Source organism: Senegalimassilia sp. (assembly GCF_977052095.1).
In genome coordinates this window covers 1-26,193 of sequence record NZ_CDRSTZ010000010.1, presented here as the reverse complement: position 1 = coordinate 26,193, position 26,193 = coordinate 1, and the positions used below count along the sequence as shown (strand labels likewise).

Below are 26,193 nucleotides of genomic sequence, written 5' to 3'. Positions count from 1 at the left end.
CGCTATCGTACCGTTTCTCCTTGTTCGACCTAGTAAGCCTAGTATAACTTATAATTCCTCCATGTGTCGCCCACCGCGATAATCATCACGCGCGCTTCATTCGATGCCGGTGTGGAAATCGTTCGCCAATCGTCGCGATTCCTTCACGTTTTTCGCCGTTGAACAGGGCAAAACCCGCGAAAATGTTGACTGTTCGCGGAGGGGGGACAAGCACGGTCAAGGAATCGGCGCGTTCCCTTGTGCGACTTCAGCCATTGCCCTTGCATTTTCGTTATAATCATCCGCATCCGCACGAAGAAGCGCGGCTGCCGCTGAACGGGAATGGGAGGTTTAATGGCCGAGCTGCAGATCAAGCCAGGAACGAAGCTGAAAGTGGCTTTCGACACAGCCGTGGGCCAGCAAACCGATTTCAACATGATGGCCACCTTCAAGGGCACCATCGACGAAGCCTATTTCCTTATCAGCGCGCCCATGCTTGCCGGCAAGCCGCTGATCTTGGACGAGAATCAAAAACTCCTGTTCCAGTACACCGAAGGCGGCAACACCTTCATGCTGGCCGGCTACCCCGAGTCCGTGGAGAAGGCGGGCATCCGCACGCTGTGGAAGATGCGCCAGGTGGCCGAGCATCGCACGTTCTTCAAGCGCCGCGACGAGCGCTTCAAGGTGTCCATGCGCCTGCGCTACCTGCGCGACGAGGCCCCCGAGGATCAGCAGGAAGAGGCCATGACCATTGACGTTTCCGCCGGCGGTTTGGCAATGTATTTGAACGACTACCCCGACGTGGGAGAGGCCCTGCAGGTGAAGCTTCCCGCGGTGCGCGTGGACGACCAGCGCTATGAGCTGCCCGTGCAGCTTGGCATCGTGTGCTGGCTGCGTCAGGCGCCGAAAGGCAGCTTGTTCCGCAATGCCTGCGGCATCCAGTTCCGCTACGCCGACGAGTTGGAGCGCGAGGCCATGAAGGAATACATGGAGCACGTGCGCGCCAAGTACAAGATCTAAGGACCATGGCATTGTTTGGCAAGAAGAAAGAAGAAGCGGGTGAGCAGCCTCGGCGCGAAAAGGCGCGTGCCAAAAGCAACCGCGTGGTCCGCGTAAAAGAGCTGGAACAGGCCCTGGCCGAGGACAAGGACATCGATGTCGATGCCATCGTTTCCATGTACATGCCCAAGCGCCGCATGGCCCGCATCGGCGAGGCGCTGCTTCGTTTGGGCACGTTGCAGAAGGTGCTCATCTGCTTGGCCCTGTTCATGGCGGTGCTGTTCGGCATCTCGTTCATGCAGGAGAACATGGGCAACTTCACCATCAACCTGAACCGTTTGGAGCTGTTCAGGCGCGGCGTTGCCATTGCCGACAACAGCCAGTTCGAGGGCGCCACCGCGCGCCTTACCGCCGAAGCGGTTGCCTACGGTACCAACATCGCCGAGGAGGACCTGCCCGATAACCTGGACCAAATCGACGGAAGCCACAACGGCAGAAGCTACGTTGCCTATACCTTTTATATCCGCAATGCCGGCAAGGAAGATTTGGGATACAGCGGCCAGCTGAAAGTCGCCTCCGCGTCGAAGGGCGTTGAAAAGGCCGCCCGCGTGCGCGTGTATCGCAATGGCGAAGCGGTCACCTATGCCGCGCCCGCCTCCGATGGCAGCAATGAGCCTGGGTGCGAGAGCTTCGAATCGGACGATCTGGTGTGCCGTCTTTCCGACGACACCTTCAAGGTGGGCTACGTGGACAAGTACACGGTGGTCATCTGGCTTGACGGCGACGACCCCGAGTGCGTCGACGACATCGTAGGCGGCGCGGTCGAGTTCGCCATGGACTTTGCCGCCGATAGCGCTGAGGATACGAACCTGTTCACGAAGTTCGTGCAGGATATCGGCGACACGCTCACGGGTACCGACCCCATCGGCGCAGCCGGCACCGATGCCCCCGACTACTATCAGAACAACACCGTCACCTGGGATACCCGTCGCAACCAGGAGAACCCGCCCGCATAAACGTAACGCCGCAATCGACTTCATTCGCTGGAAGGGGACGTACATTATTTGCGGAGATACAGTTGAATCAGTTAGTTTACCTGCGATAAGACAGCGTCAGAGCGGGAACACTAGTGGTATAGTGCAGCCAGTAGGTTTGTCTATGGAATCCCGCTGCCCGCTGGGCGTCGATTTCATAAGAGAAGGAAAGGGATCGGGAAAGGATCCGTTATGGAAACGAAGGCACTGAAAAAGCAGCTCGGCGCTGCTATTGCCATGGTGCTGGTGGCCGCCATTGCGCTGGGCGCTGCCACGTTCGCATGGTTCGTGAACAACAATGCCGTTACGGCAACGGGCGTTGACGTAAGCACGTCTTCCTCCGTGCCGAATTTGTATATCACGAGCGCGGGCAAGACGACTGATGCGATGAGCACAAAGGACAACAAGAATCCAAGCAAGCTTTATCCCGTATCCACTAACGATGCTGAAAATTTTTATGAAACTAAGCATTGGACGTCTGGCAAAGATCATGCCCTTGCTGACGAGTATCAACTTGCGATTAAGCGTGACCAGGACAAACAAACCAAGGAATACAATAATGTTTACGCCGATTACACCTTTAAGCTTGGTGTCAGCAACGGTAAGATGAACGTTTACTTTGACTCTTCTAATGCAGCCACTACTTTGGCGGCTAATACCCAGATGGGCACTGCGGGCCGTTTCGCGATTAAATTCGGCGATGGGGCTTGGACGCTCTTTAAGGTTACGGGTACGGCAACTAACAACGGCTATTATACGGATAAGGCAGCAGCGACTGGTGACTATTGGGTAACGGGCGTTGGTGACGAAACCAAGGTTGAAAGCGCTGCTTACGCGAGCTTTGCAGACTATGCTGGCAGTATTAATGCTAATGGCCAGGCTGTTGCCGGCAATAGTTCCCTTGCTACGATTGATAGCACCGTAAATGGCGGCAAGGTAACCGTTACCGTTCGCGTGTGGTATGAGGGTTGCGACAAGGATTGCGTCTCTGAGAATGCTGCAACGGGCATTACTTCTGCAATCACCGGCAACCTCGGCTTTGTGGGCGTTCAGGTCGATTAGCCAACAATCACGGTTCAACATTCGCTAACTGCTTAATACCCTCGGGCTTTGTGCTCGGGGGTATTTTTATGTTGTCGGGGGGATCACCACGTCGGTGCGCTGAGGTGGCTTTGGCGTCTCGTTTTGCGACTTGGGGGATTATCAAGTTTAGGGTTGTTTTGGTTTGTTGCACTTTGGGATACGCCTTGTCTTACATGCTAAAATCCTAGATTGAATAGCTGTCGGAACTGGGCAATGTTTCTCGGCATCTGGGCGGCGTAGCCGCTTCGCTTTAAGGCTGAGAGGGCCCTGACACGGTGTAAGCAGGCAAGGAGGGAACGCGGTCCTTCGGGGCGTCAGAGCAGCATGAAGGCAACTGGCCAACATACCAACCACGAAGAGCTTCACGCAAGCCAAAACGCTGCTGAGGGTTATCGCGCCGTGGCCGACGAGCATGCGCAAACCCTGAAGGATTTCTGGAAGCGTTTCATGGTAAGCGGCTTGTTCGTGGTAGCCGCCCTTGTCATCATCTTGGCCTGCTTGGCATGGTTCCTGAACAACTCTCAGGTGAAGGCCGCCGGCGTTGGGGTGGACACGGCCGGTGCGCGCTTCGCCATCTCCTCCGACGGCACTCAGCAGGGCATTTATGATCAGGAAGCGGGCAAGGCCGGGCTTGATGTGGTCGATTCCATGAACGTAAGCGCTACTAGCAATTTGGTGAACTTGGGCGCTGGCGACGTTCTTGGCCCTGGCTCGTATGGCCAGCTCACCTACACGGTAACGCCGTATGCGAATGATCTTGGTGACGTGCAAATCGATATTTCCCGTGAGCTCACGGGAAAGCAGGGCGCCGCCGTTTCCGATACGGTTAAGGTCCTGGCATCAGGCCATCTCCTGTTCTTCGAATCGCGCGACGCCAATGGTTATTACGAGTCTCCCATACTCGGAAGCCAGCTGATTATCGCCGCAAGCGACTTCCGCGATTCTGGCGCCCTCAAGCCCGTTACTAAAACGCTGTACTGGGTGTGGCCTGAATACGTCCAGAACTTCGTGTATACCGGCAATGCAAACTATTACAAGAATCTTTTCGCAGCCGATAACGATAGCTACAAAGCCATGCAAGACTGCATCAACGCCAATAAGACTTCTTTCTACTCCATAGCGTCCGGTCAAGCGGTTCCCGTCCTAAGCAGCACCATGTCTTCCGCAGGCCTCTCAACGTGCGCTACGGCTTACAACAAGGCGGACGATGAGATCGGCAACGCGGTGGAGTATTACCAGGTGCGTCTTACCGCAAGCGAGGTGACGACCCCATGAGCGGCAACGAAGCGCGGATGACGTCGGCAAAAGATTGGATATACGGGCATCGCGGGCCGATTCTTGCGGCGTTGTCCGTTATCGCCGTCGTTCTGGTTGTTGCGGCGCTCACGCTATCGTGGTTTCTGACCAACAACAGCCTTTCGACGGTTGCCAAGGTTGATTCTCCCGCCGAGCTGAAAATCACCGTGCCAGGCGAGTCGGCGGCAACCCAGCTCGATCTGACCAACGACGCGGACTACGACAAAGTCAAAGTTGCCGAGGATGGCACGGTTACGGTTTACCGTAGCCGTGCTTTCAGCGTGGATAGCGGCGGTAACGCCTTTGAGCTGCAGGTTGCGAACACCACGAACATCAAAGACCTGAGCGTGAAGATTTATCGTGTCACGGTGAACGACCCTTCCGCTTCCGGTGATGTTACGGGTAATGGCTATTCGTGGAGTAAGGGTGCTGAGGTTACGGACTTCACGCCAATCGACGCTGATATAGCCAAATCCCAAACCTTTGGCGACTACGGGAGCATCCAAGCAAATGCCCTTCCCAGCTATCGTTGGAAACGATTCGAGGTAGCCGATCTTGATAAGAACGGAAGCGAAGCCGCTTCCGCGACCAACTTCATCATCGAGTGCTCGTGGCCCCAGGAGGGCAACTACAAGGAAACCGACGTAGCGTACCTGATCGCGAAGTCGTAGAGAGGAGGGACCGTGCTCGGGAACCGCGATGACAACTGCATCAAGCAAGAACGCGAAGGCGAAGGGCGCGGTTCGCTCACCGCTTCGCTGAACGGTATGGTCGATGGCATGGCAAGAACGCCTCAAGCGCGCAGGGCGTTGTGGGCGGTTGCTTTCGTGCTGGTCATTGCGGCGCTGGTGTTCGGCGTCCGTTTGACCTACAGCGCCTTCAGCGCGAACGACCACTTGAAGGCCGTTGCCGTTACGGGTACTTCGCAAAGCCTGTTCGCTTCCGATGTGCTGGCTCCATATTCAACAGCCCCTGATTCCCCTGCAGCCAAAAGCGTTGTGGTCGACACGAGCGGCGAAACATGCTCTTTCACCTTCCGCGTGTATAACTGCATGCTTGACGATCGGAATGTGTTCAATGACAAGGAAGTCGAGTACAAGCTGGACGTGAAAGCTAGCGGCATCAATGGAGATGGAGGGGCTATCGATTCGGGGTGGAGGCTCAGCTCCGTGCCCGAGGGGAAGGGCGAAACCGTTGTGCTTCCCGGTACGCAGGCCAAAATCGTTACCTATACGGTTTCCTTCGATAGGAGGCTGCTGAACAGCATCAAGTTCGCGATCTCTGCAAATGTCGTGAAGGATAAAAGCCCTGGAACCAACTTGACATGTTTGGCGGCTACCGTCACGCCGGCGGAACGTTCCGAGGTCAAGCCCGCTTCCGTCACTGGCGAATGGGCCGATAAGGGCAACGTTGGCGAATACGCCGCCTACAACTATCGCGTCAGCGTTACGGGCAAGCAGCAGACGGTAGCCCTGACGTGGGGCGAAAACGTTGAGCTCGATCCTCATTTCGCCGCGAATCACGCTGGCTGCAAAATCGACGACGCGAAACGTACGGCAACGTTTCCGATGTCGCCGGGTTCCGAGATCGTGAGCTTCTACTGGACCGGCGGAAGCGCCAGACCTTCCGATTGGGGGAATCTTGGCGTTTCGGTAAAGGCAAGCAGTTAGTTGTGAGCAGTTGGGAACGAACGGTCGGCAACTAGCGGCAACGCTCGGCGCCGGTGACAAGCAGATTCGCCCTTCGGGGCTTTGCATAGAACGAGGTTATTCATTGATGAGATCGGTAAAGCGCATACTCGCCGTGTACCTTACCTTCGCCATGGCGTTTCAGCTGTTCGCGCCGACTACCGGTGCGTTGGCGGAGGAGCTGAACGTCGTGTCTGGCGCAATGGCGCAGCAGCCTGGCAGTTCGGAGAGCGCAGACGGCAACGGCGGCGGATCCTCTGCGGATGCGGGCGCTGCTAGCGGCGATGACGCCTCGGCTTCCGGCGATGCCTCTGCAGGTGGAAGCGAAACGACCTCGGATGATGCTGCTTCGAGCGACGCTGCCGCGGGCGATGCCTCCAAGGGCCAGGAGCCAGCTGCGGACGAGTCCGTCAACGCCGGCGATGATGCGGCAGATGCGCAGGACGCTCCTGCAACGGTTGCCGCGGGCGCAACCATTACCACGGTTGCCGAATTGAAGAAGGCCATGGAGGTGGGGGATCATGGCAATGTGACCGCAACAGGCGAAACCGTTACCGCCATCACGTTCAATGACGCTGTGGGTTTGCGCATCATCTCGAATGCGGCTCCTCAGCTGTACCAAAATGCGGCTTTGACCAGAGGCGGGCAAACGGGCGATGCGCTTGATTTGAGTGGTCCCGATGGTGGTTATACGTTTCTAGGTTTTGGCAGCGAAACCCATCCCTTCAAGGGCTCGTTCACTACCGGTGGCACCTCGATTGCTTTGGCGACGTCGTTGTTCAACAATGTTAAGCTGAACTCTGGCATTCACATCCCGAACCTGATTTGGAAAGGGGAGGGCAGCGAACCGGTTATCGCCGCTGCTGTTGAGGGTGGTGGCCAGGACCTTGATGTCACAATCCGGATTGCCGATCCCGTCAGCGGGAGCGTGCAGAAATCAACTGCCGGTATCACCAGCGCGCTGTTCGGTACCGTTACGGGTTCGCTTTCGCTGAATGCAACGTATTTCTTCACGGGAACGCGAAAAGGCCTTGAGGCTACCCCTGATGCTACGGGAAACGTGGGCTTGCTGGCGAATACGGTTGCAAATGGCGTGTTCACCGTCAAGTCCGTTGACTTCTCGAATCAGGTGGTTTCGGGCGGCACCGTGAAAGCGACCAACGGAAACGCCGGCTTGCTGGTTGGCGCCGTCAGCGATGGTGCCTCCTTGTGCGTCGGCTCCTTGAGCGATGTCCCAACTTTGAGCAATGTCCCAACTGCTACGGTCGAGTCCAGCAATGGCTGCGCTGGCGGTGTTGTGGGCGTTGTGGGCAAGGTTGGTTCGAGCGCTGGTGCGACCGTTGAAGTGGCAAGCGCAATCGATCTTTCCAATCTCACGGTAAAAGGCGCCGCTGCAGCCGGTGGCTTCATTGGTCAGGCAACTAAGCTCACGCTGGCTCAGGCCGAAGGTGCTAAGGTCACCTGCCCCAAGACTGTCGGAGACAAGAATAGCGGTAACGTTGGCGGTTTCATCGGCGAAGTGAGTTTCGGCACTTCGGTTGCGTTTACCGGCAATGATCAAATCGATACGGGTAATGGTGTCACGCTTGCGGGTAAAGCCGATGAGTCGAAGGGCGTCGGCTCTGCTATTGGCAAGTTGAACTTCGTTGACCCGGAAACGGCTGTTTCGTTCAATGGCGGCACATTCAAGAGCACTTACGGCAATGGGGGAGCCGCAGCGGTATTCGGCGGCCTTGTCGGTTCGGTGAGGGGATATACCAACTCGAAGCCGCTTCATATCGAGAACGTTACAACGGAGTTTGCGCTCGAAGCTACTTTGACTTTTGCTGGTGGTCTTGTCGGTTGGCTGGGCCGCGATGTGGGCGCGACGCTTGAGGTCAAGAACGCTACAGTTAACTGCACCCAGTTCGCCCAGCCGAATAAGGGCTTCGGCGGCGTTGCGGGCTGTATTGATACCCAGGTTGGGGGCATTAGGAGCATAGCCGACATCAATGGCTTGACCGTTACAAATCCAAATACAGGGACAATCACGAAGGGCGCGGGCATCGCCGCGGAATGCTGGCGGTCCGCGATCCGTTTGGGCGGCGTGACTGACTTTTCGGGCATGAACATCGCCGAAAACGATACCGTTGCGCAGATTGCGCTCGTGCGCGCTGATGCGCCGACGCTGGTGTTTGCGCGTGGAACAGGAAGCGACACGAATACCAGCACTGACGACTGCTGGGTCTATAAGCGTTGCGCGGCAAAGAAAGTCGACGACTTGGGCGGTGCTAAGGGTGCCGGCTGGGGCTATGGGCAAGTAATCAGGCTTGATGGGGACACGCTGAAAAAAGACCTCATCAAAATCAATATGGATGAGCACAAGCTTGAGGGGTCTTCGACGGACTGGAGTTGGCAGGTTGGCTATGATACGAGTAAAAAATGGTCCGACAACAATCGAACGCTCAATATCAAAAGCACGCAGGACTTCGTGTGTCTTGCGCTTTCGGTTCAGTTCGCCAACCTTTGGAATGGGATATATGGCTTAAATCCGGATCAGAAGGCTCAGCTCCTGGGCTCCGATGTAACTATCAACCTTAATGCCGACGTTAATCTGTCGGGCACGGGTGTGGTGGGCCTTGGATTCGACAGCGCTAACAATCTTCAGACATTCAAGGGTACCTTTAATGGCAACAATCACAAGATTACCCTTGCTATCGGTGAGCCGTACGGCATGCGCGGCAACGATGTAGTCGATTCCAATGACCCCGGCAATGGCAAGCTTTATCGTCATACCCGTTTGGGCCTCTTCGCTGCTATTGGCGGTGGCGCGACGGTGAATAACCTTACTGTCGATGGTTTCATTAAGTTCGACAACGGCTTAGGCGTCGACGCGGGCTCGCTTGCGGCAACCATCACGGGCAATGCAACGCTCAACGGCGTTACGTGCGGCTCGGCAATCACCTGCGACGATACGTTCGGCAACGATGTCAACATCGGCGGCGTTGCGGGTAGCGTGTCTGGCGGCGGAACCGTTACTTTCGATAGCAGCAACATGAGTGGTAGCATAAAGGCGCAATCGACCATCAACACGGGCGCTACCCTCAACGGCAACACGCGCATTGGCGGTGCTATCGGCTATGTGGCGGATGTTGCCGCTATTGTCAACGTAGTGAGTCTCGAGGTCGGTGGCGCGACCGCGAACGACAACACGATTACCGCGAGCAACAGTGCGAGCGGTAAGATTGCCCAGGTCGGCGGCTTTATCGGCTGCATCGCGCAGGGTGCCGCGAAAAATACAACCAAGGTTAACATCACGGGTCTTTCGTTCAACTCGTTCAACATGACCGTTGGCAAGAACGGCGACGCGAAGAACGGTGCCGGTGGTCTTCTGGGCTATAGCTGGGGCAATGCCGTTGTAACCATTGGGGATAGCAGCAAAAACACCAGCGACAGTACGTATGCTCTCAAGACGAACAACGCTTCCATAATCGCAAACAATTCAGGTGAACTCGGCGGCCTTGTATACGCAGCCAGCGGTCACTGGATTATCAACGACTACGCCATCAATCTTTCGGGCACAACCATTAACGCCGATAAGGCAAATGTGCTTGGCTTGCTCATCGGCCGAGGTAGCAGGGTGGAGAATTCCGCAACATATGGAGCGGAAACTTATAGTGGCTTGTATCTGGAGAACAGGGCAAGTTGGGATACTGCGTACAAGGTCCATGACGACGCTACAGGCAATGGCGTGGCAATCAATAACACGGCAATAAATAGCAAGAACAGCGCGACTTCGTTTGATGAATGGGTCGGCAACAGCACAAGGCCTGCTTATGGTAATAAAGCTGGCAGCAAACTTATGGACGGCGAATGGAACACGGTTGTTTCGCTGCATACCCAAGATGAGAAGTTGCACATGAGTGATAGCTCGGGAAGCGACAACAGCTATCACAACCGTTCTGATTTCGGCAAGATCCACAACACGAATGCTTGGACGAGGTATTACTACAACCTGGATAGAGCATATAAGAAAGTTGGCAACGATCCCAAGAATAGTAGCAAGACGAGTTTTATGGACTCGCCGGAGTACTTGCTGCTTTGGTGCGCATATTTGTATGCGCCCAGTGGTATTCGGAGTTATATCATTCCGGGAGACCAGCAGATTTTCCTAGGAAACAATATTGGCACGAACGATGGCGCACGCGCGTCTATCGACATGGATGGATATAGCTTCTACCCCAGTAATCCCGCTAGTGGCTCCAAGGTAACGGTGAAAAATGCCGACATCAAGTTCCATTATTCCGAAATCAAAGCTAAGCAAGATGGCAACAAGAAGAATAGCGAAGCGACGCAGCACGAGAACATGCATTGTGGGCTCATTCGAACCCATGCGGGCGACCTTACGGTAAGCAACGTCACGCTTGGCGGTACCGTGGGCTCCGTTGTGAACGATGCGGGAAGCTCGTCCGGCGCACTTGTGTGTCGTTATATTTACGGGTCCTCGGGAGCGGTTAAACAAATCTCCATGGATGGGCTTACGCTCGATGGCTTGACCGTCGATGGCGCGGCCGGTAAAACCTACGCACCTTTGCTCATCAACGAGATGCAGACGTATGTGAATTTGAGCGCGAATAATATTTCGACTACGGGGTACGCAAACGGTACCAAGGCGGCGACGTCGCTGTTCGGCAAGCTTGGTGTGGGCAGTACGGCCGATCAGGTAACGGCGACATTTAGCGCAATCAGCCTTCCCAGCGCAAAGGACAACTCGATATTCACCCGTGCAAGCCTACTCGAGAGCTTCGGGTATGGCGAAGGCAAGACGGGCTCTGCGGTGTATACGTTTGTTAAAGCTGACCAGGATAACAGCAAGGTCACGTTTGGTAGCGAGATTGACTCGAAGGGCGAGTACCCCGGCAAGCAGCTCTGGTACTACGACGAGGATACCTATGAGACCGAAGCCGGTCTTGTATCTGATGGCACAATAACGGCAAATGCGGATACCCCGCAATTTGGCGGCTATCTCCCGTATGTGAAAACGGGCAGGGTGGACAATAACAACGTTAAATACCACGAAATCCAGGTTAACCAGCGCGTGCCTAAACTCACAACAGGCTGCGGCACCTACGGTGATCCCTATGCCATAACCAAGGCTTCCGAGCTCGTTGCGGTAGCCAATTACGTCAATTTGAACAAAGCGGTTGATGGCTGGGAAGTTACGATTGACGCCAAGCCGACGGAGACGGAGCTTTGTCAGCGTCGAAATGGTGGAAGTACCGCCGACAGCGAGATTACGTACGTTTACAAGCAGGCAAATGGTTCGGATAAAAAGTGGGAGAAGAAGACCGGGGAAGGAGCCACTGACCCTAATACCACACTTGCCGACGCCACGATGCATGCCTATCTGCAAAGTGCTTACTACAGCATCGAACCGGTTGACGACAAGGGAGTGAAAATCGACACGCTTAAGCTCGATGCGGCGTCGTTCCAGGGCCTGGGCAATCTTGGCAATCCGTTCAGAGGCGTTATCGTTGGCGATTTGGCCAATGAGGGCCAGCAAGCGACGATCGCCATCAACAACAGCACCAGTGTTTCGAAGGGCTTGATTCCCTATAGCTACGGAAGCGTGGTCAAGAACCTGAAGGTGGTCTATCAATCGAACGTTTCGGGGATTTCGTACACGGGGAAAGATAGCAATGGCGTCCCTGGCTCGTTCTTTGGCGGCGTGATCGGTTGCATCTTGGGCGGCGACAACATCATCGATGGGGTGAGCGTGTCATCCCAAAGCGGTTCTGCTGCGACGATCGCTTCCGCCAATACCTATCCCTTGATTGCTGCGGCGGCAGGTGATACGACCAATGCGCATCTGGTTCCTATCGGTGGATATGTGGGCGCCGTTACGGGCGGTGGCGTAGTCTTCCGCAATACTTCGAATGTAAGTGGCGCCCTCGAAACTTGGCATGTTGCCGGTACCTCGCGTTATGACAACCCCTACGTTGGCCGTGTGATCGACGGCTATGCGTTCAGCGAACTCGGCGGCAATAAGAGCCTTGACAACACCGACCGCAACTACAAGATCAACAACCTGAATACCGATGATACGCAGTGCGTGGAAACGGGCGACACGCAAGGCCGCTATCGGGGGGTTGACAGCAATGATATGGCTATAACCACCACCGTCAAAGACTCGCAGGGCCTACTCGTGCTTTCTGCCATCATCAGCAGTGGTGCGGCTGGCGGTTCGGCGAATTCGAAGACTGCGGATGATGCATACGGGACCTACGCTGGTTCGCGTGCCTATTTGGGCGGCAATACGTCGATGAAAAATCCTAGCTATCAGTTCGGTAATCAGAATTACGGCAAGGTGCGTAATGCGAGTTACTCTGCTGTCGGCAAGCCAACTCAGGCGGGAAACGATTTTACAAAAGCGACCAAGGACGACAGGCTAAGCCCGGGCAGTCAGAACACTGGCGCACTCGAGCAGACCGATGGCAGCCAGGTGAACTCCCCCTACCTGGTGGCGAAGTACGCCACGTGGCAGACGGGCAACATTTGCGCCGCGCAAGCGTCGGGCATGGATTTGCAATTCGTGAACACGAACGACGTGAACACGAACGATGATATTGACTACGACATGACGCCTTACGGCACGGGTTACACGGGGCTTTCGGGTCGCTACTACTCGAATGCGTGCGCATCCACTAAGGGCGCCGATCGCGACCGCATCGTGCCGCTCGTGGCGACCATCAACGGCAATGGTGCGACTATTAAAGTGGGAGACGAGAACGGTACTGCTTATGACATCAAGGAATACACCGACGACGATTACAAGCTCACCGGTGTGGGCGCTTTGTTCAGCACGGTGACGTATACTTCGACAAACGTGGGGGGCAGTGTCGCGAATAACAATGATTACACCGTTCGAAATCTTAACTTCGAATACTGCAATATTTCGCTGACGTACACCAATGCTGCAGGTGCTACGGATGGTTCGGGCGATACGGAAATTGGCGCTGGTCTTCTTGCGGGCACCACGGCCAACAACAGCTCCCTTGCCAATTATGGCAAGTACAGCACAATAACAATGACAAACTGCAAGGTGGGCGGTCCCAACAGCGTTGGTGGCCTACTGGGGTCATCCGGCTATGGAAGTCGAAAGACCGACAAGAACGATATAACCTGGATGGTGAACCGCAACGATATCACGAAAACTGATATACGTTACTCTCCAGCCAAGCTCTATAACTGCTCCTATAGCAACATGGAAATCTCGGGTGTTAAAAACGTCGGCGGCTTCGTCGGCAAGCTGAACAATGGTTCCCAAGGTGGCATTTGGACAACGGGTGACATGGAAATTGCCAAGGATTCAACAATAACGTCAACGGGCGCAAGTGCTCGAACCGGTGGTGTGCTTGGTGTTATTGGCGATCTGTTCTGCGTGAATGTCGATCCTGAGACTAAAGCTACGAACGCAAATGGAACTGCGACGATTAAGAACGTGAATATAACCGCTACTAGCTCCGAGGGCGTTGGCGGCCTTATCGGCAAAGTGGAAAGTAGCGTATATGCGCACGGTCTTAGCGTGTCGGGTTCGGATTCCTCGACCCAGACAGCGTCTTTTGATGCTGGCGGATCATCGTTTGTCGGTGGGCTTGTTGGACGAATAACGGGTGGCGACAGCTATAAGTTTGATAACTGCGTTGTTCAGAACGTTGACCTGAAGGCGAAAAACTGTACAGGTGGCGTTGCGGGTTCGCTATTTATCTCATCCAAGCAGCTAGCATGCAATCAGGTTGAGGTTCGCGGTGTCAAGTTTGGGGGCGATTATTCGGGCGGCATTTTCGGCAATCTAGACGACAGAGTTAGCAAGCCTTCTAATATAGTGGTGACTAATTCCGTGATTGCAAGTAACACCTTTGCGAAACCCCATTCCGCAGGAATATCGGGTGATGGTAAAGGCATTTTTAGGTTGGCAAATGTCCTAATCGACGGAAATAACTTCAATGCATCCAAGCAGGGCGTTCTATTTGGAGATACCGCTACAAACGCAATGTATGAACTCTATGCTGCTGGCTTGGATGTGAAGCCGGCAGATGGAAAGACCAATAAGGATCTACCTGTCTTGATGAATGTTGACTGGGGCAACAAAGTTGAGAACGTAAACAAGAAGAGCTATATCGCTTTCGGCGATTACAACGATACGCATTCTGAATTTGACGGCAAAACGCTCTATAGCGACGACGCAAACGGTGCCACCGAAGCCGCTTCGCCCTACGTGACCACAAGCCCGATGAGCAGCATTGCCGTACGTGTGTCCGACACTGACAACACCGACCGCTACCTCTTCGGCGACGGTGCGAACGTTGACTTGGCTTCGACCATTAAGGGCGATGCGGGCGCAAACGTTGCCGGCCGCTACACCTACACTAACATCGGCGGTCGTGATGACTCGGGCGCATACCAAAACACCAATGGTTACAACGCTACCTCTGCGCAATCGTACAACTCGGAGAACTCGGATGCCTCGAAGCAGGTCGCAAAGGACTTCGAGGTTCTTGAGATCCCTGGTCAGGACACCACAACCGTAACCAATTACCTTAACCTGGTAACCAACGGCGGCTTTTCCGATGCGGTTCGCTTGAACAACGGCTCCGACAAGCAGTACGTGACGGCCAAAGCCGAGAAGTTCGAGCTCAAGGAGATAGGCGGCACCAAGGTCTTCATCAAAAGCAGCGACCCTGCGTCGCTTTCGGTTGTGGGCAACGGCACGAACAGCATGCAGTTCCGCGCATCCTCCAACTGGGACAACGATAAAGGCCAGTTCACGCTGCTCTCCGTGACCTTCAACGATGGTGCCGGCCATACCTATAAGGTTCAGGTCCCCATTGTGGTCAAGCGCTTGTTCGAGGTTAACTTTGCGGCAACGTACACCTATGGCGCCAACTTCAAGGCCGACGACTACTCGAGCAAGAACGCTCATGTGCTCATCGGCGTCGGGGATGCCATGACGGGGTATCTGACCTGGACTTACAACAAGGCTGGTTCTGCTGAAACGGAATACGGTTGGAACACGTATCTGCAAGGCGGTGGCTCCATGAAGTCACCGAACAAGACTCTATTGTTCGGCGGCGACGGCGAAAAGGGAACCTTGCCTGCAGGCACGCAGCTTACGTTGGTGGACACCGCGAACAACAACAAGGAATATCATTACACCGTGGGTCACGATGGAGCTGTTTCGGTTGCTCTGACCGATTTTGCGGATTCCGACGGTCCCGATGCCAAACACTACGAAGAGCAGTGGCTCAGCGAGCTGATGGGGGTCAAGGCTTCCGACCCCACCGCCTCGGGTGCTTGGGTTAAAACCAACGCCGACGACCCCAACGCTGGCGCACGCATCAAGACCGCCACTGGCTACGATTACTTCCGTCCTTGGGCATCCGGGGACGCGGGCGATCGGTACGACCTTGCCCTTGAAGGCGGCTCCGAGCCCCATCCGTCCGAGAGCTTTTTCCTGGTGGTTCGCTCGACGGCAACTGTGAACGGCTATACCGGAACCTCGCTTTCGAGCGGCGTGAACACGCGCATCAACTACGTGAAGCGTTCGAACGAGGGCGAGACGGATAGCCACGATAACACCGCCTCAACGTACAGCGTTGCCTCGGGATACGGCCAAACGCTTGTTGATAATCGCCAGGGCGATGACGGTTCGGATGGCACTCAAGTGATGAGCGTCGATACGGTCAATCGCTTCACGATGGACGTGACCGATACCGTAGACTGCGGCAATAACGAATACAACAGCTCGGACACGCTGTACTACCAGCTGAACTCCTCGCTTGCAAGCTATAGCGGTTCTGACCTTACGGGCGCGAGCGGCTATCCTAGCGGTACTTCCGGCACGTTTTCCTTCTACGTGAAGGTGGGGAACACCTATTACAAGCCCAGCAAATCGATCGATTCCGCGGGCACCGTGAAGTGGACTTGGACGGAGGTTGGCACAGGCGATGCCGATGCAGGCAAGGCCGCGGTAAGCGGCAAGTCATGGAGCGCCGATGGCGGCGACATGCAGCTTGTCCTTTCCGATAGCGAAGGAACGCCTATCGACCTGAGCGGCATCCGCGAGATTGCAAGGGGCGCAACGAATGCAACGGAAGGAAAACCCTCGTTCTCCATCCAGATGAAGGCGGACTTGCAGATGTCGGGCCCTGCTTGCCAAAACGCGATCGCCGCATCGGAAGATGGCTCGGCTTATACGAAGCCTACGTATCGCTCGTTCCTTTCCCCGCATGCGGATACGTTGAGCACAAGCACCATGGCTAAGGATAACGAAGGAAAGATGCGCTACTACCGCAAGGGCGGCGGAGCTTCCACCATTGCCCTTACGGCAACCAAGAAAACGCAGTTGGGCATCAACGTTGACGATTTGGGTACGGCTGACGGCACGATTGCGCTGGCGGCAACTTACGACCTGTCCAAGCTAAGCGGCGCCGACGAGAAGCTGGGCAAGGCGACGAACGCAACCTTCACGCTCACCCTGCAGAAGCGCGGGGAAGGTGGTAGCTACGAAGATGTTTCAGGCATTGAGGATTACCTTTCCGTGCAACAATGCACGCAGCTGGGCATGGACAAGGTGAGCGTCGGTGCCGATAGCATCGTGTTCGCGGATGCCGCTTCCAACGGCATTCTTGCCACCCGAGACGGCAACAGCCCCATCCTCAGGCTCGGCTTTGTGGTGAAGGTGAACACCAACGTTGAGTCGACGCAGCATTTCTATGCCAACTACCGCTTGGTTATGACGGCGCATCTGTCCGGCGAAGGTGTGAACGACACGCCTGTGAACGCTTCCGGGTCGATTGCCGGGTACGCCAACTCGGATTATGTGACCTACACCTTAACCAAGGTGCACATGGAGGGCATCAACCACAGCTAGGCGCAGTGCTCCTCATTCGCTTTTCGGGGCGCTGGCATCTTTGGCCTTTCTGCGGTTCGGTCGGTCGAAGATGTGAGACCCCTGACATTTGACATACAATGGCAAGTTGCTTGGGCTTTGGCTCTCGGTGGTTTTTGCAGGGCGAACGGAGGTGACCCACGTGGAGGAAGCGCATGATTCCAAGCAGTTGCGCAAGCGCTTCAAGCGCATGTTGGCAACGCTTATCGTTGCCGCGCTCGCTGCTGTGATGGTCACTTACGCTTGGTACATTTACAACGCAAATCGCCACATCACCGACGTGAAGATGGCCGCCGGAACGGGCGTGACCTTCCTTATCTCCGATTCCTACGACGGCGACTACAAGTCCAGCGCCGGCCTTTCCTTTCAGGGGCTTTTGAACCCCGTTTCAACGGACAACATATTGAACGGCTTCCAGAAAGTGGTGGGCTTTACGGGCGGGGACACGCAGGATTCGCTGCTTGCCACCTTCTTCGGGCCCGCCCAGCATTCCGACTACTACAAAACCTCGCTCTACTTGGCCACCAGCTCGCTTTCCACCGACGTGTACTTGTCGGACATCCGCTTCGACGACATCGATCCGCAAAACCCCGTTTCCACCGCCTTGCGCGTGGGCCTGGTGGTGCATCAACCTGGCGAAAACCAGCCTGTGGCCGGGCAATACGTGTTCGAGCTCACGCAGGCGCACAACCCTCAGGCGCGTTACAACACCAAGCAGGGCAAAGCGGGCGACGTTCTGGACAGCACCAAGACCGATGGCTCCACGGTTGCGTTCACGCCGCTCAACTCCACCGACTATTGCGAATATGACGAGGAAGAGGGTGTGGTCACCAAGCCCGGTACCAAACTGGCAACGCTTCCCAGCGCCGTCGATGGCGCGAACCACAGCACGCCGGTGCAGGTGGACGTCTATGTGTGGCTGGAAGGCTGCGACGAGGACTGCACCAACAACCTGTGCGGCACCAGTTTGGCATCGCTTGCGCTGCATTTCGCGGGAAGTCGGGAGTAGGGGGTGCGCATGGGTTCTCAGGGAAGCAACGGGCAGGCCAGCTTGCGCAATGCGTTTTTCGCGCGCAAGCGCATGGTTGCGGCCGCCGCTTGGCTGGCGGTGCTTGCGCTGGTGCTCAGCGTTGCCACCTTCGCGTGGTTCTCCGGCTCGCGTTTCACCAACGTGACGCCCACGGCGCATACGGTCAGCGAAAACGGCTACGACCTGCTTATCTCCGCCAGCGAGCAGGGTCCTTTCGCCGAGCAATGCCAACTGGGTTCCGCGGACAAAACCTTGTATCCGGTTTCCACGGCCGATCTTTCCGATTTCTGGCGCGCCACGTTCCAGAATGCCGCCGGAATCACCACCGACTATGCGAACTGCACGTCCGAGCTGGGCGAATATGCCCTTACGGGCACGTTCTACCTGAAGGGGTCCAGCTTGCCGCTTGCGGTGTACCTGTATCCCAGCCAAATGAGCGTTTCGGCCGATTCCCAGCTTTTGGCGGCGGCGCGCGTGGGCTTCATCATCCAAAGCCCCACGGCTACGCAAAGCTACATTTTCCAGTGCGACGACCTGGGCGCCACGTCCGGGGCGGCGCAGCAGCGCACCACCGCGCAAAGCGATGTGGTCGTCAGCGGGCAGGGCTCGTGGAGTTACGTCCCTGATCCGGCGCAGTCCATTTCCGCGTACAGCATGGACGGTTCGGGCAATACGCCCACGGCACGCTCCGGTGCCGCGCCCCTGTTCACGCTGGGTGCCGACGAGGTGGCCAGCGTGCGCTACTTCGTGTACATGGAAGGCTGCGATGCCAACTGCATCGGCGAGGCGCAGTCCAAGAGCATTTCCCTGCAGTTCGCGTTCGCGGGTGCCAAGGCTTAAGGGAGGGGAGGCGCCATGAGCATGGATACCAGAGCAACCAAATACCGGTTCACCCAGGTCGGCGCCGTGTTCGCGCTGCTGGTGCTGGTTGCCGTGCTGGCCGCGGCAACCTATGCGTGGTTCACTAACAACGCGGCGGTGAACACCGATTCGGTCTCGGTTCGCAGCGACGACAGCAGGCTGGTGGTGGAGCTGGGCGACGCGTCCGCCGGCAGCTGGAGCAGCGATGGCGACGTTGCGTTCTCGTCCAACGGCCCCAGCCCGCTTACGCTGTACCCGGTTTCCACGTTCGATTTGGAAGGTTTCGCGGAATGCACGCGCACCGACGAGCAGGGGCGCGCCGTGGGTTTCAAGCAAGCCGAGGACGGTCGGCATTTCTACCACGGTTGGGTGGACATGCGTGCCAGCATCGCCGGATCGGGCGCCTCGAAGGCCACGGGAACGGTGATGCTGTACCTGGGCGACACCTTGGCGCCGGAAGGCGCCGACCCCGAGCTTTTGAAGGCCACGCGCGTGGGCCTGAAGCTTTCCCGCGACGGGCAGGTGCTGCAGAGCCGTTATTTCACGTTGGACGATTCGGCCGGCTCGCATCGCTCGGAGCATCCCGCAACCGCGCCCTCGCTTCCGGGGTATTCCGACGGCATGCTGCTTGGCTGGCAAAACGGCGCGCTGGCCTGCGCGAACGATAACGCCCAGGACTACACCGCATATCTTATGGGAGCCGACGAGTCCGCCACGCGCCCGCAAAACGCGCTGCTGGCCATGGACCTAGGGCAAACCTATCGGCTTGACGTGTACTACTACATCGAGGGCACCGACCAGGACAGCGCCGACTACTTGTACAACGACACGGGCATCCTGCACGTGAATCTGTTCGCCGTGCTTGATGGACAGGAGGTGTAAATGGACCAAGAAGGGCAGCAGGGCCTGCGCCGCCGCTTGACCACCACGGTGGTGCTGGTGTTGTTCGCGCTGGTGGCCATCGCCATGGCGTCGTTCGCGTGGTTCTCCATTGCCGACCAGGCGAAAGCGCGCCAGCTTGCGCTCACCGCCAACGCCGGCAACTCCCTGCGTTTCGACCTGGACGCGCACGACAGCTTCGACCAGTACGTCAGCACGCTGGGCTTCAACCAGATCGCTGCGCGCATCTCCTCGGAGCAGGGCGTGGACATCGACTCCTCGAAGCTGCAGCCGGTAACCACCTCCGACGGGCAGAGCTTCACCTACGAGGATGGATCGCAGGCCCAGGCGCAAACGGGTGCGTATCTGGAGTTCACCTTGCATTTCATCAGCCACAAGGACGTCACCGTGCGCCTTACCGGCGAGGCGGGCCGCAACGGGGAAGCGGGAACGGCGTTCTCTTCGAGCGTGGACGGCTTGCCGCAGGCCATGCGCATGAGCTTCACGTGCGATGGGCGCACGTGGATCTACGACCCGAACCTGGGGTCGAGCGCCTCGAACTCGGGAGGGGTGACAACCTTCGGCATCCCCGCGGGGGCATCGAGCGAGGTGGCGGACATGTTTAGCCTGGTCGCGGAAACGGACAAACCCACCATCATCCGGATTTGGTTGGAGGGAACGGACCCAAATTGCACTAATATGATTAAGGGTGCCGATTACGCGGTCACCATGCGTTTCGAGGGCATCGAGCAACTAGATGAACAAGGTTAGCGGTAGCCGGTAAGCGCTACACGCCGAAGTATAGGAAAGGTCGAAATGAGTACGGTTAAAAAAGCTGCATCCATCGTGATCAGCGTTGTCATGTGGATCATCATCCTGGTTGCAGCGCTGTTCGCATTCACCACGCTCGCCACCAAAGACGACGGCAGCGTGTCAAGCCTTGCCGGGTTCACCCCGTTGACGGTTCAGTCCGAGTCCATGGCGCCCACGTTCGATCAGGACGACCTGATCATCATCAAGCAGTGCGATCCCTCCACGTTGGAGGTGGGCGATATCGTCACGTTCCATGCCATCATCGACAACCAGTACGCGCTCAACACCCACCGCATCATCTCCATCAACGAGGTGAACGGCCTTAACAGCTACACCACCAAGGGCGACAACAACGAGCTTGCCGACCAGCACGTCATCGCAGATGGCGACATCGTGGGCAAGTACGTGGGCAAGATCCCGTATATGGGCAAGGTCATCGGCTTCCTGTCCGGCACCTGGGGCTTCCTTGCGGTGATCGTGCTGCCTATGCTGCTGTTCTTCATCTACCAGGTCTACCATCTGGTGATCGTGGGCATGAACCTCAAGCGCGCCGTGACCGAGGAAGATCGGCTGAAGCAGGCGGAGGCCATCGTCGATAGCGAGGATTCCCAGGCTGCCGCAGCCGATCGCGCCAAGGCCGAGGCTGCGCGCGCCGAGGCGGAGGCGGCGCTTGAGGAAGCCAAGCGCTTGAAGGCCGAAGCGGAGGCCAAGCTGGCATCCGCCAAATCGGCCGACGGCGGCGATTCCGGCGCCGATTCCGGTTCCGAATCGAAGTAAATACACAGTTGTTTGTGCGCACCGGACGTCGTTGCCGGTGTGCACGTTCGCGTGATAAGAAGGAGTTTGACCCGTGAGTGAGTTTCTGAGCTTTGCCTGGGAACTGCTGTCGAAAGTGGTGTACAACATCGTTGCGGTGTTCGCCGCCTTGCTGAATCTGCTCGTCTTCGGATGGGTCGACTACTTCAACATCTTCCTGTCGTACTTCAATGCGTTCAATCCGGTGGGCAAGATCGGCGCGGTCATCCTGTTCGCGCTGCTTGCGGCCATCCCCGTGCTCATCGTCATCATCCTGGTGCGCAGATGGAAGGTGCACCGGGAGCTTTTGCATGACAAATCCGACAACAAAACGCTGTATCGCGAGATCGGGCGCCTGAACAAGCAGGTCCTTGACCTTATGGAGGAGAAGAACAAGCTCCTTGCCATCAAGGTGAACGCCATGGGCGGCACGCAGCGCATTCCCTACATGGGCGCTTCCGCCCTTACCGACGACGTCATTCCCACCGTTGGGAACGTTCTTGGCAAGGGAGCGTCTGCGGGCGGGGAAGGCGAAGCCGTTCCCGGCATCGTCGCGGGTTCCGCCTCGCTTTCGCTTGACGGCGATTCGGTTTCCGACGCCGCTGCGGCAATGGCCAAGGCCACGGTGGAGGCCAGGACGCTTGCCGAGGAGAAGGAGATCTCCCTGGCCAACCGCTTCCCCAAGCTGTCGCTCGTCGACCTGAAGTACCGCGATTGGCAGCCGCCTGTGTACGACGACGCCATCACCCTGGAGCATTTCGTGGAGGGCTACCGCGAGTTCGCCTGCAGCGAGTTGGGCCTGTACTACTCGCCTGAGATCGTGCGCCGCTACGTTGCCGGCATGGCCGCCAGCAAGCTGCTCATCTTGGAGGGCATCTCCGGTACCGGCAAAACGTCGCTGCCATATTCGTTTAGCCGCTACGTTGACAACCCCGCCACCATCGTTTCGGTGCAGCCATCGTTCCGCGACCGCACCGAGGTGCTCGGCTACTTCAACGAGTTCTCCAAGCGCTTCAACGAAACCGAGTTTTTGCGCGCCCTGTACGAAGCGGGCTTGCGTGAGGACCCCAGCTTCATCGTGCTCGATGAGATGAACCTGGCGCGCGTGGAGTACTACTTCGCCGAGATTTTGTCGGTTCTGGAAATGCCCAGCCACGACGAGTGGGTGCTCGAGCTGGTACCCACCGCGTGGGACGGCGACCCGAGGGCGCTTCACGACGGCAAGATCACCGTCCCGGACAGCCTGTGGTTCGTGGGCACCGCCAACAACGACGACTCCACGTTCACCATCACCGACAAGGTGTACGACCGCGCCATCCCCATCGAGCTCAACGAGCGCGCCGACGCGTTCGAGTGCCCGCGCCACGAGCGCGTGCATGTCACCAGCCAGCATCTGCAATACCTGTTCCAGAAGGCCAAGGTGGAGCACGTCATCTCCGAGGACGTGCTGGAGAAGATGCACAAGCTCGACCAGTACCTGCAGACGCGTTTCCGCCTGGCGTTCGGCAACCGTATCATCAAGCAGATGTACGATTTCATCCCCGTGTACGTGGCGTGCGGCGGCACCGAGCTGGGCGGCATGGACTACATCATCGCGCGCAAGGTGTTGAAGAAGTTCGAGTCCATGAACGTCAGCTTCGTGCGCGACGAGATGACCGGCCTTATCGAGTACATCGAGAAGACCTTCGGCGAGGGCGGCCTGCCCGACAGCGTTTCGTACTTGCTGCGAATCCAGAACATGTACTAGGAACCGGCTCGGGCGCCTGGAAGGGCGTTCGAGCATGTTTGCTTGCGGGAGATGTAGATGTCAGACACCATTCAAGACCTGTACGGCAGCTTCGCCGAGCAGATGGGGCCCATCCAGGAAGACGATCGGTATTTCCGCTATCTCTTCGAGCTGGCGCAGGCCTCCGAAACCACCATCGACCAACAGCGCGAAGAGCTTGTCAAGGTGGTCGACGAGGAGTGGATCTCGGTGATCGAGGATTCGCTCGATGCCATCAACAACGTGATCGAGAAGCCGCGGCGCTTCATCACCACCGAGCAAGAGGTGGTGCCGGTTTCGCTGGCAAAGAAGATCTCGGCCGACAGCGTGCGGCATCTTAGCCAGAACACGCAGTTCTTGGCTCCTTCCGACGACGGCGGCGTGCACCCAACCAAGATCTTGAACGTGAGCATGGCCGAAACCTACGACCTGTATGAGAACCGTTTCGTGTATCACCTGATCCAGCGCCTGCTCACGTTCGTGGATAAGCGTACGGACGTGATCTTCTGGTCCACGGGCAACGAGGTGCGCAACCGCTTCACCATGCACAGCAGAATCGGCGACGCGTACGAGGAAATCGAGTACAACGTCGAGATGACGGTGAAGGATCGTCAGAACTTCGCCGAGAACGACGCTGACAACATGGATACCTTCATGCGCATCGACCGCGTGCGTCGCTTGGTCATGGCGCTGCGTGGCAGCTCGTTTTGCCAGCTCATGAAGGGGTGTTCGGTGGTGCGCAGCCCCATTCAGCGCACGAACCTGATCATGAAGGACCCGAATTACCGCAAGTGCTATCAGCTGTGGCAGTTCATGGAGCGCTACGACAAGGTGGGCTACAGCATCCAGGTGAAGGACTCCGCGCTGGCGTTCGACGACGAGTACCTGACGCAGATGTACACCAACCTCATCAACAACTATGCGGTGTTCAAAAGCCTTGTCTCCGACGACCGCAACCTCACCGAGCTTGCCAGCGAGCAGCGCGAGCCGGTGGTGCCGAAGTTCGTCAAGGAGATCAAGGAAGAGCTGGTTGACAGCTGCGACATCCCCGATGTGGAAGTGCGCAAGGTCTTCGTCGAGGAAGTCACCCAGGCGCAACTTGATGCCGAGGCGGCGCTGGAAGAGCAGCGGGGCAAGAACGAAGAGTTGCTGGGCCAGCTGAAGTCGCTTACGGTCGAGGCTCATGCGCTTCGTGATGAGCGAGATGACCTTGCCGGCGAGGTGGACCAGCTCAAGCAGCGGGAAACCGCGTTGATGCAGCGCGCACAGCTTGCCGAGTCGGAGTCGGACGAGCTGCGCGATTCGCTGGAAGACGCCGAGGCGGGCAAGCGCGCCGCCGAGCAGGACGCCGCCCAGGCGCGCTCGGACGCGCAGGCGCAGCTCGAGCGCATGCGCGAGGAGACTGCGGCGGAGGTTCGCGACGCCTTCGATGATGCAGCCGCCAAGGTGGCCGCCGCGAAGGCGGAGGCTGCTGTGGAGGTTGAGGCTGCGAGGGCCGAGGCCGGTTCCGCGGTTGCCGCGGCGCAAGCGGAGGCCGATGAGGCGGTGGAGGCCGCGAAGGCGCAGGGTAAGGCCGCGCTTGCCAAGGCTGCCGCCCAAGCCGCAGCCGATAGGGAGCAGGCGGCTTCCGAGTTTGCAGCCGCCAAGGCCGAGGCGCAGGAGGCCGAGACGCGCCTTGCCGATGCCGTAAAAGCCCACGAAGATGCCGCTTCGCAGGTCGAGCAGCGCCATGCCCAGGAGCTGTCGCGGGCGAAGCAGGACTTCGAGCAGCGCTTAGCCCAGCTGAACGCCCGCTTGGAGCAATCAGAACGCGCAAGGGCCCGTGCGGAAAAGCGAGCCGAGGGCAACAAGCTTTCGAACTACCTGCGTGCCCGCCTGCGAGGCGACGACGCCCCCGCCGTGCCCGGCGATGCTCCCGACGCCGACGGATCCGCTTCCGGTGGCGCTCAGGCCGCCGGTCGCGCTTCTTCTGATGAGATGGACGCATCGTTTGGGGATGGCTGCAAGTAATGAAATACGTTCTTCGTGCTGTCAATGTGCTGGCGGCGGTGATTATCGCCTTTGCGTTGTTGGTACTGCTGCGCACGGTGTTCACGCCGGCGGGCGAGGTGCCCACGCTCGGCGGCTACAGCTTCATGCGCACGCTCACCGGTTCTATGGAGCCGGCCATCCCCGTGCATTCGTTCCTGATCACCGACGATGTCGATCCCGAAAGCCTGCAGGTGGGCGACATCATTACGTTCCGCTCGACGGAGCCGAACCTGGAAGGCGCGCTCAACACGCATCGCATCACCAGCGTGTACGAGGAGAACGGCCAGCTCATGTTCCGCACTAAAGGCGACGCCAACGCCGTGGAGGATTCCGAGCCGGTTGCCGCGGTGAACGTGGTGGGCAAGGTGGTGTTCGTGTCCGCGGCGCTTGGGATTGTGGTCTCGTTGTTCGCGAATCCGTTGGTGTTCCTTTTGCTGATCGTGGTGCCTTTGGTGCTGCTGCTCGGCTTCGAGTTCGCCAAGCTGGTGAAGTCCACCAAGGAGGTGGCGCGCGCCGAGGACGAGGCAGCCCTTCGCGCCGCCGTGGAAGAGATTCGCCGCAAACGCGCCGCCGAGAAAGCGGAAGCCGCGAAGGCCGCTGCCGCGCCGGCTGCCGAGAAGCCTGAGGATTCCCCTACGGGCGAATAGCTCAGGTCCTTCGCCGTTTGAACCGTTACGTCCGCGCCGCCCAAGCCCGTGCGTCCCGGCGGCAGGTCGGCCGGAGTGCGAACGGCGCGGACCTCGACGCACCGCATCGATCCGTAACCGAAATGCCTACTATGTCTAGAGATAACCGTGATATGATGAGCAAGACATATCGGCGCTCACAGACGAGAGAGCGAGGCATCATGCTGGACAAGGATCAATTGAACGACATCGTTGCGGGCATCGCGAAAAACTACAGCGAGCGCGAGGAGATCTTCTTCACCGACCCGAACAAGCATTTCCCGAACAAGCTTGCCATCGTGAACATCGTGAAGGACCTGCGCCGCGTCATGTTCCCGCGTTACT

At 57.6% G+C, this 26,193-nt stretch carries 15 protein-coding genes; all 15 read left to right on the top strand.

Translation table 11 applies throughout. The features are described from left to right. Window positions 1–333 precede the first annotated feature (333 nt). Window positions 334–999 (top strand): PilZ domain-containing protein, encoded by a 666-nt coding sequence (locus tag ACWI6D_RS03435; protein ID WP_449133672.1) that lies wholly within the window; start codon window positions 334–336, stop codon window positions 997–999. 5 nt (window positions 1,000–1,004) lie between these two features. Then, the gene (locus tag ACWI6D_RS03430) at window positions 1,005–1,994 is read left to right on the top strand and encodes a hypothetical protein (RefSeq protein ID WP_449133671.1); all 990 of its coding nucleotides are present in this window, start codon (window positions 1,005–1,007) and stop codon (window positions 1,992–1,994) included. Between the two features lie 210 nt (window positions 1,995–2,204). After that, entirely contained in the window at window positions 2,205–3,074 is an 870-nt protein-coding gene (locus tag ACWI6D_RS03425) for a hypothetical protein (RefSeq protein WP_449133670.1), read from the top strand. 345 nt (window positions 3,075–3,419) lie between these two features. Then, window positions 3,420–4,370, top strand: a complete 951-nt coding sequence (locus ACWI6D_RS03420) for a hypothetical protein (RefSeq protein WP_449133669.1) — start codon at window positions 3,420–3,422, stop codon at window positions 4,368–4,370. Then, window positions 4,367–5,062 (top strand): hypothetical protein, encoded by a 696-nt coding sequence (locus ACWI6D_RS03415; RefSeq protein ID WP_449133668.1) that lies wholly within the window; start codon window positions 4,367–4,369, stop codon window positions 5,060–5,062. The genes ACWI6D_RS03420 and ACWI6D_RS03415 overlap by 4 nt, the downstream gene beginning before the upstream one ends. Before the next feature lie 12 nt (window positions 5,063–5,074). Continuing rightward, a complete protein-coding gene (locus ACWI6D_RS03410; protein ID WP_449133667.1) occupies window positions 5,075–6,061 on the top strand; it encodes a hypothetical protein in 987 nt (328 codons plus the stop codon). Between the two features lie 10 nt (window positions 6,062–6,071). Further along, window positions 6,072–16,991 carry a hypothetical protein gene (locus ACWI6D_RS03405; protein ID WP_449133666.1) on the top strand — a complete coding sequence of 3,640 codons (10,920 nt, stop codon included), beginning with the start codon at window positions 6,072–6,074 and terminating at the stop codon, window positions 16,989–16,991. Window positions 16,992–17,151: 160 nt separating this feature from the next. Next, window positions 17,152–18,018, top strand: a complete 867-nt coding sequence (locus ACWI6D_RS03400; protein ID WP_449133665.1) for a hypothetical protein — start codon at window positions 17,152–17,154, stop codon at window positions 18,016–18,018. A gap of 9 nt (window positions 18,019–18,027) precedes the next feature. After that, window positions 18,028–18,879 (top strand): hypothetical protein, encoded by an 852-nt coding sequence (locus ACWI6D_RS03395; protein WP_449133664.1) that lies wholly within the window; start codon window positions 18,028–18,030, stop codon window positions 18,877–18,879. 21 nt (window positions 18,880–18,900) lie between these two features. Continuing rightward, window positions 18,901–19,782, top strand: a complete 882-nt coding sequence (locus tag ACWI6D_RS03390) for a hypothetical protein (RefSeq protein WP_449133663.1) — start codon at window positions 18,901–18,903, stop codon at window positions 19,780–19,782. Further along, complete coding sequence (locus ACWI6D_RS03385; RefSeq protein WP_449133662.1) at window positions 19,783–20,550, top strand: hypothetical protein; 768 nt, start codon at window positions 19,783–19,785, stop codon at window positions 20,548–20,550. Window positions 20,551–20,595: 45 nt separating this feature from the next. After that, window positions 20,596–21,369: a signal peptidase I gene (locus ACWI6D_RS03380; protein WP_449133661.1), complete on the top strand. Its 774-nt coding sequence runs from the start codon at window positions 20,596–20,598 to the stop codon at window positions 21,367–21,369. Window positions 21,370–21,442: 73 nt separating this feature from the next. Further along, a complete protein-coding gene (locus ACWI6D_RS03375) occupies window positions 21,443–23,134 on the top strand; it encodes a hypothetical protein (protein ID WP_449133660.1) in 1,692 nt (563 codons plus the stop codon). A gap of 57 nt (window positions 23,135–23,191) precedes the next feature. Further along, entirely contained in the window at window positions 23,192–25,162 is a 1,971-nt protein-coding gene (locus ACWI6D_RS03370) for a DUF2357 domain-containing protein (RefSeq protein WP_449133659.1), read from the top strand. Continuing rightward, the gene (locus tag ACWI6D_RS03365; RefSeq protein ID WP_449133658.1) at window positions 25,162–25,830 is read left to right on the top strand and encodes a signal peptidase I; all 669 of its coding nucleotides are present in this window, start codon (window positions 25,162–25,164) and stop codon (window positions 25,828–25,830) included. The genes ACWI6D_RS03370 and ACWI6D_RS03365 overlap by 1 nt, the downstream gene beginning before the upstream one ends. Window positions 25,831–26,193 lie beyond the last annotated feature (363 nt).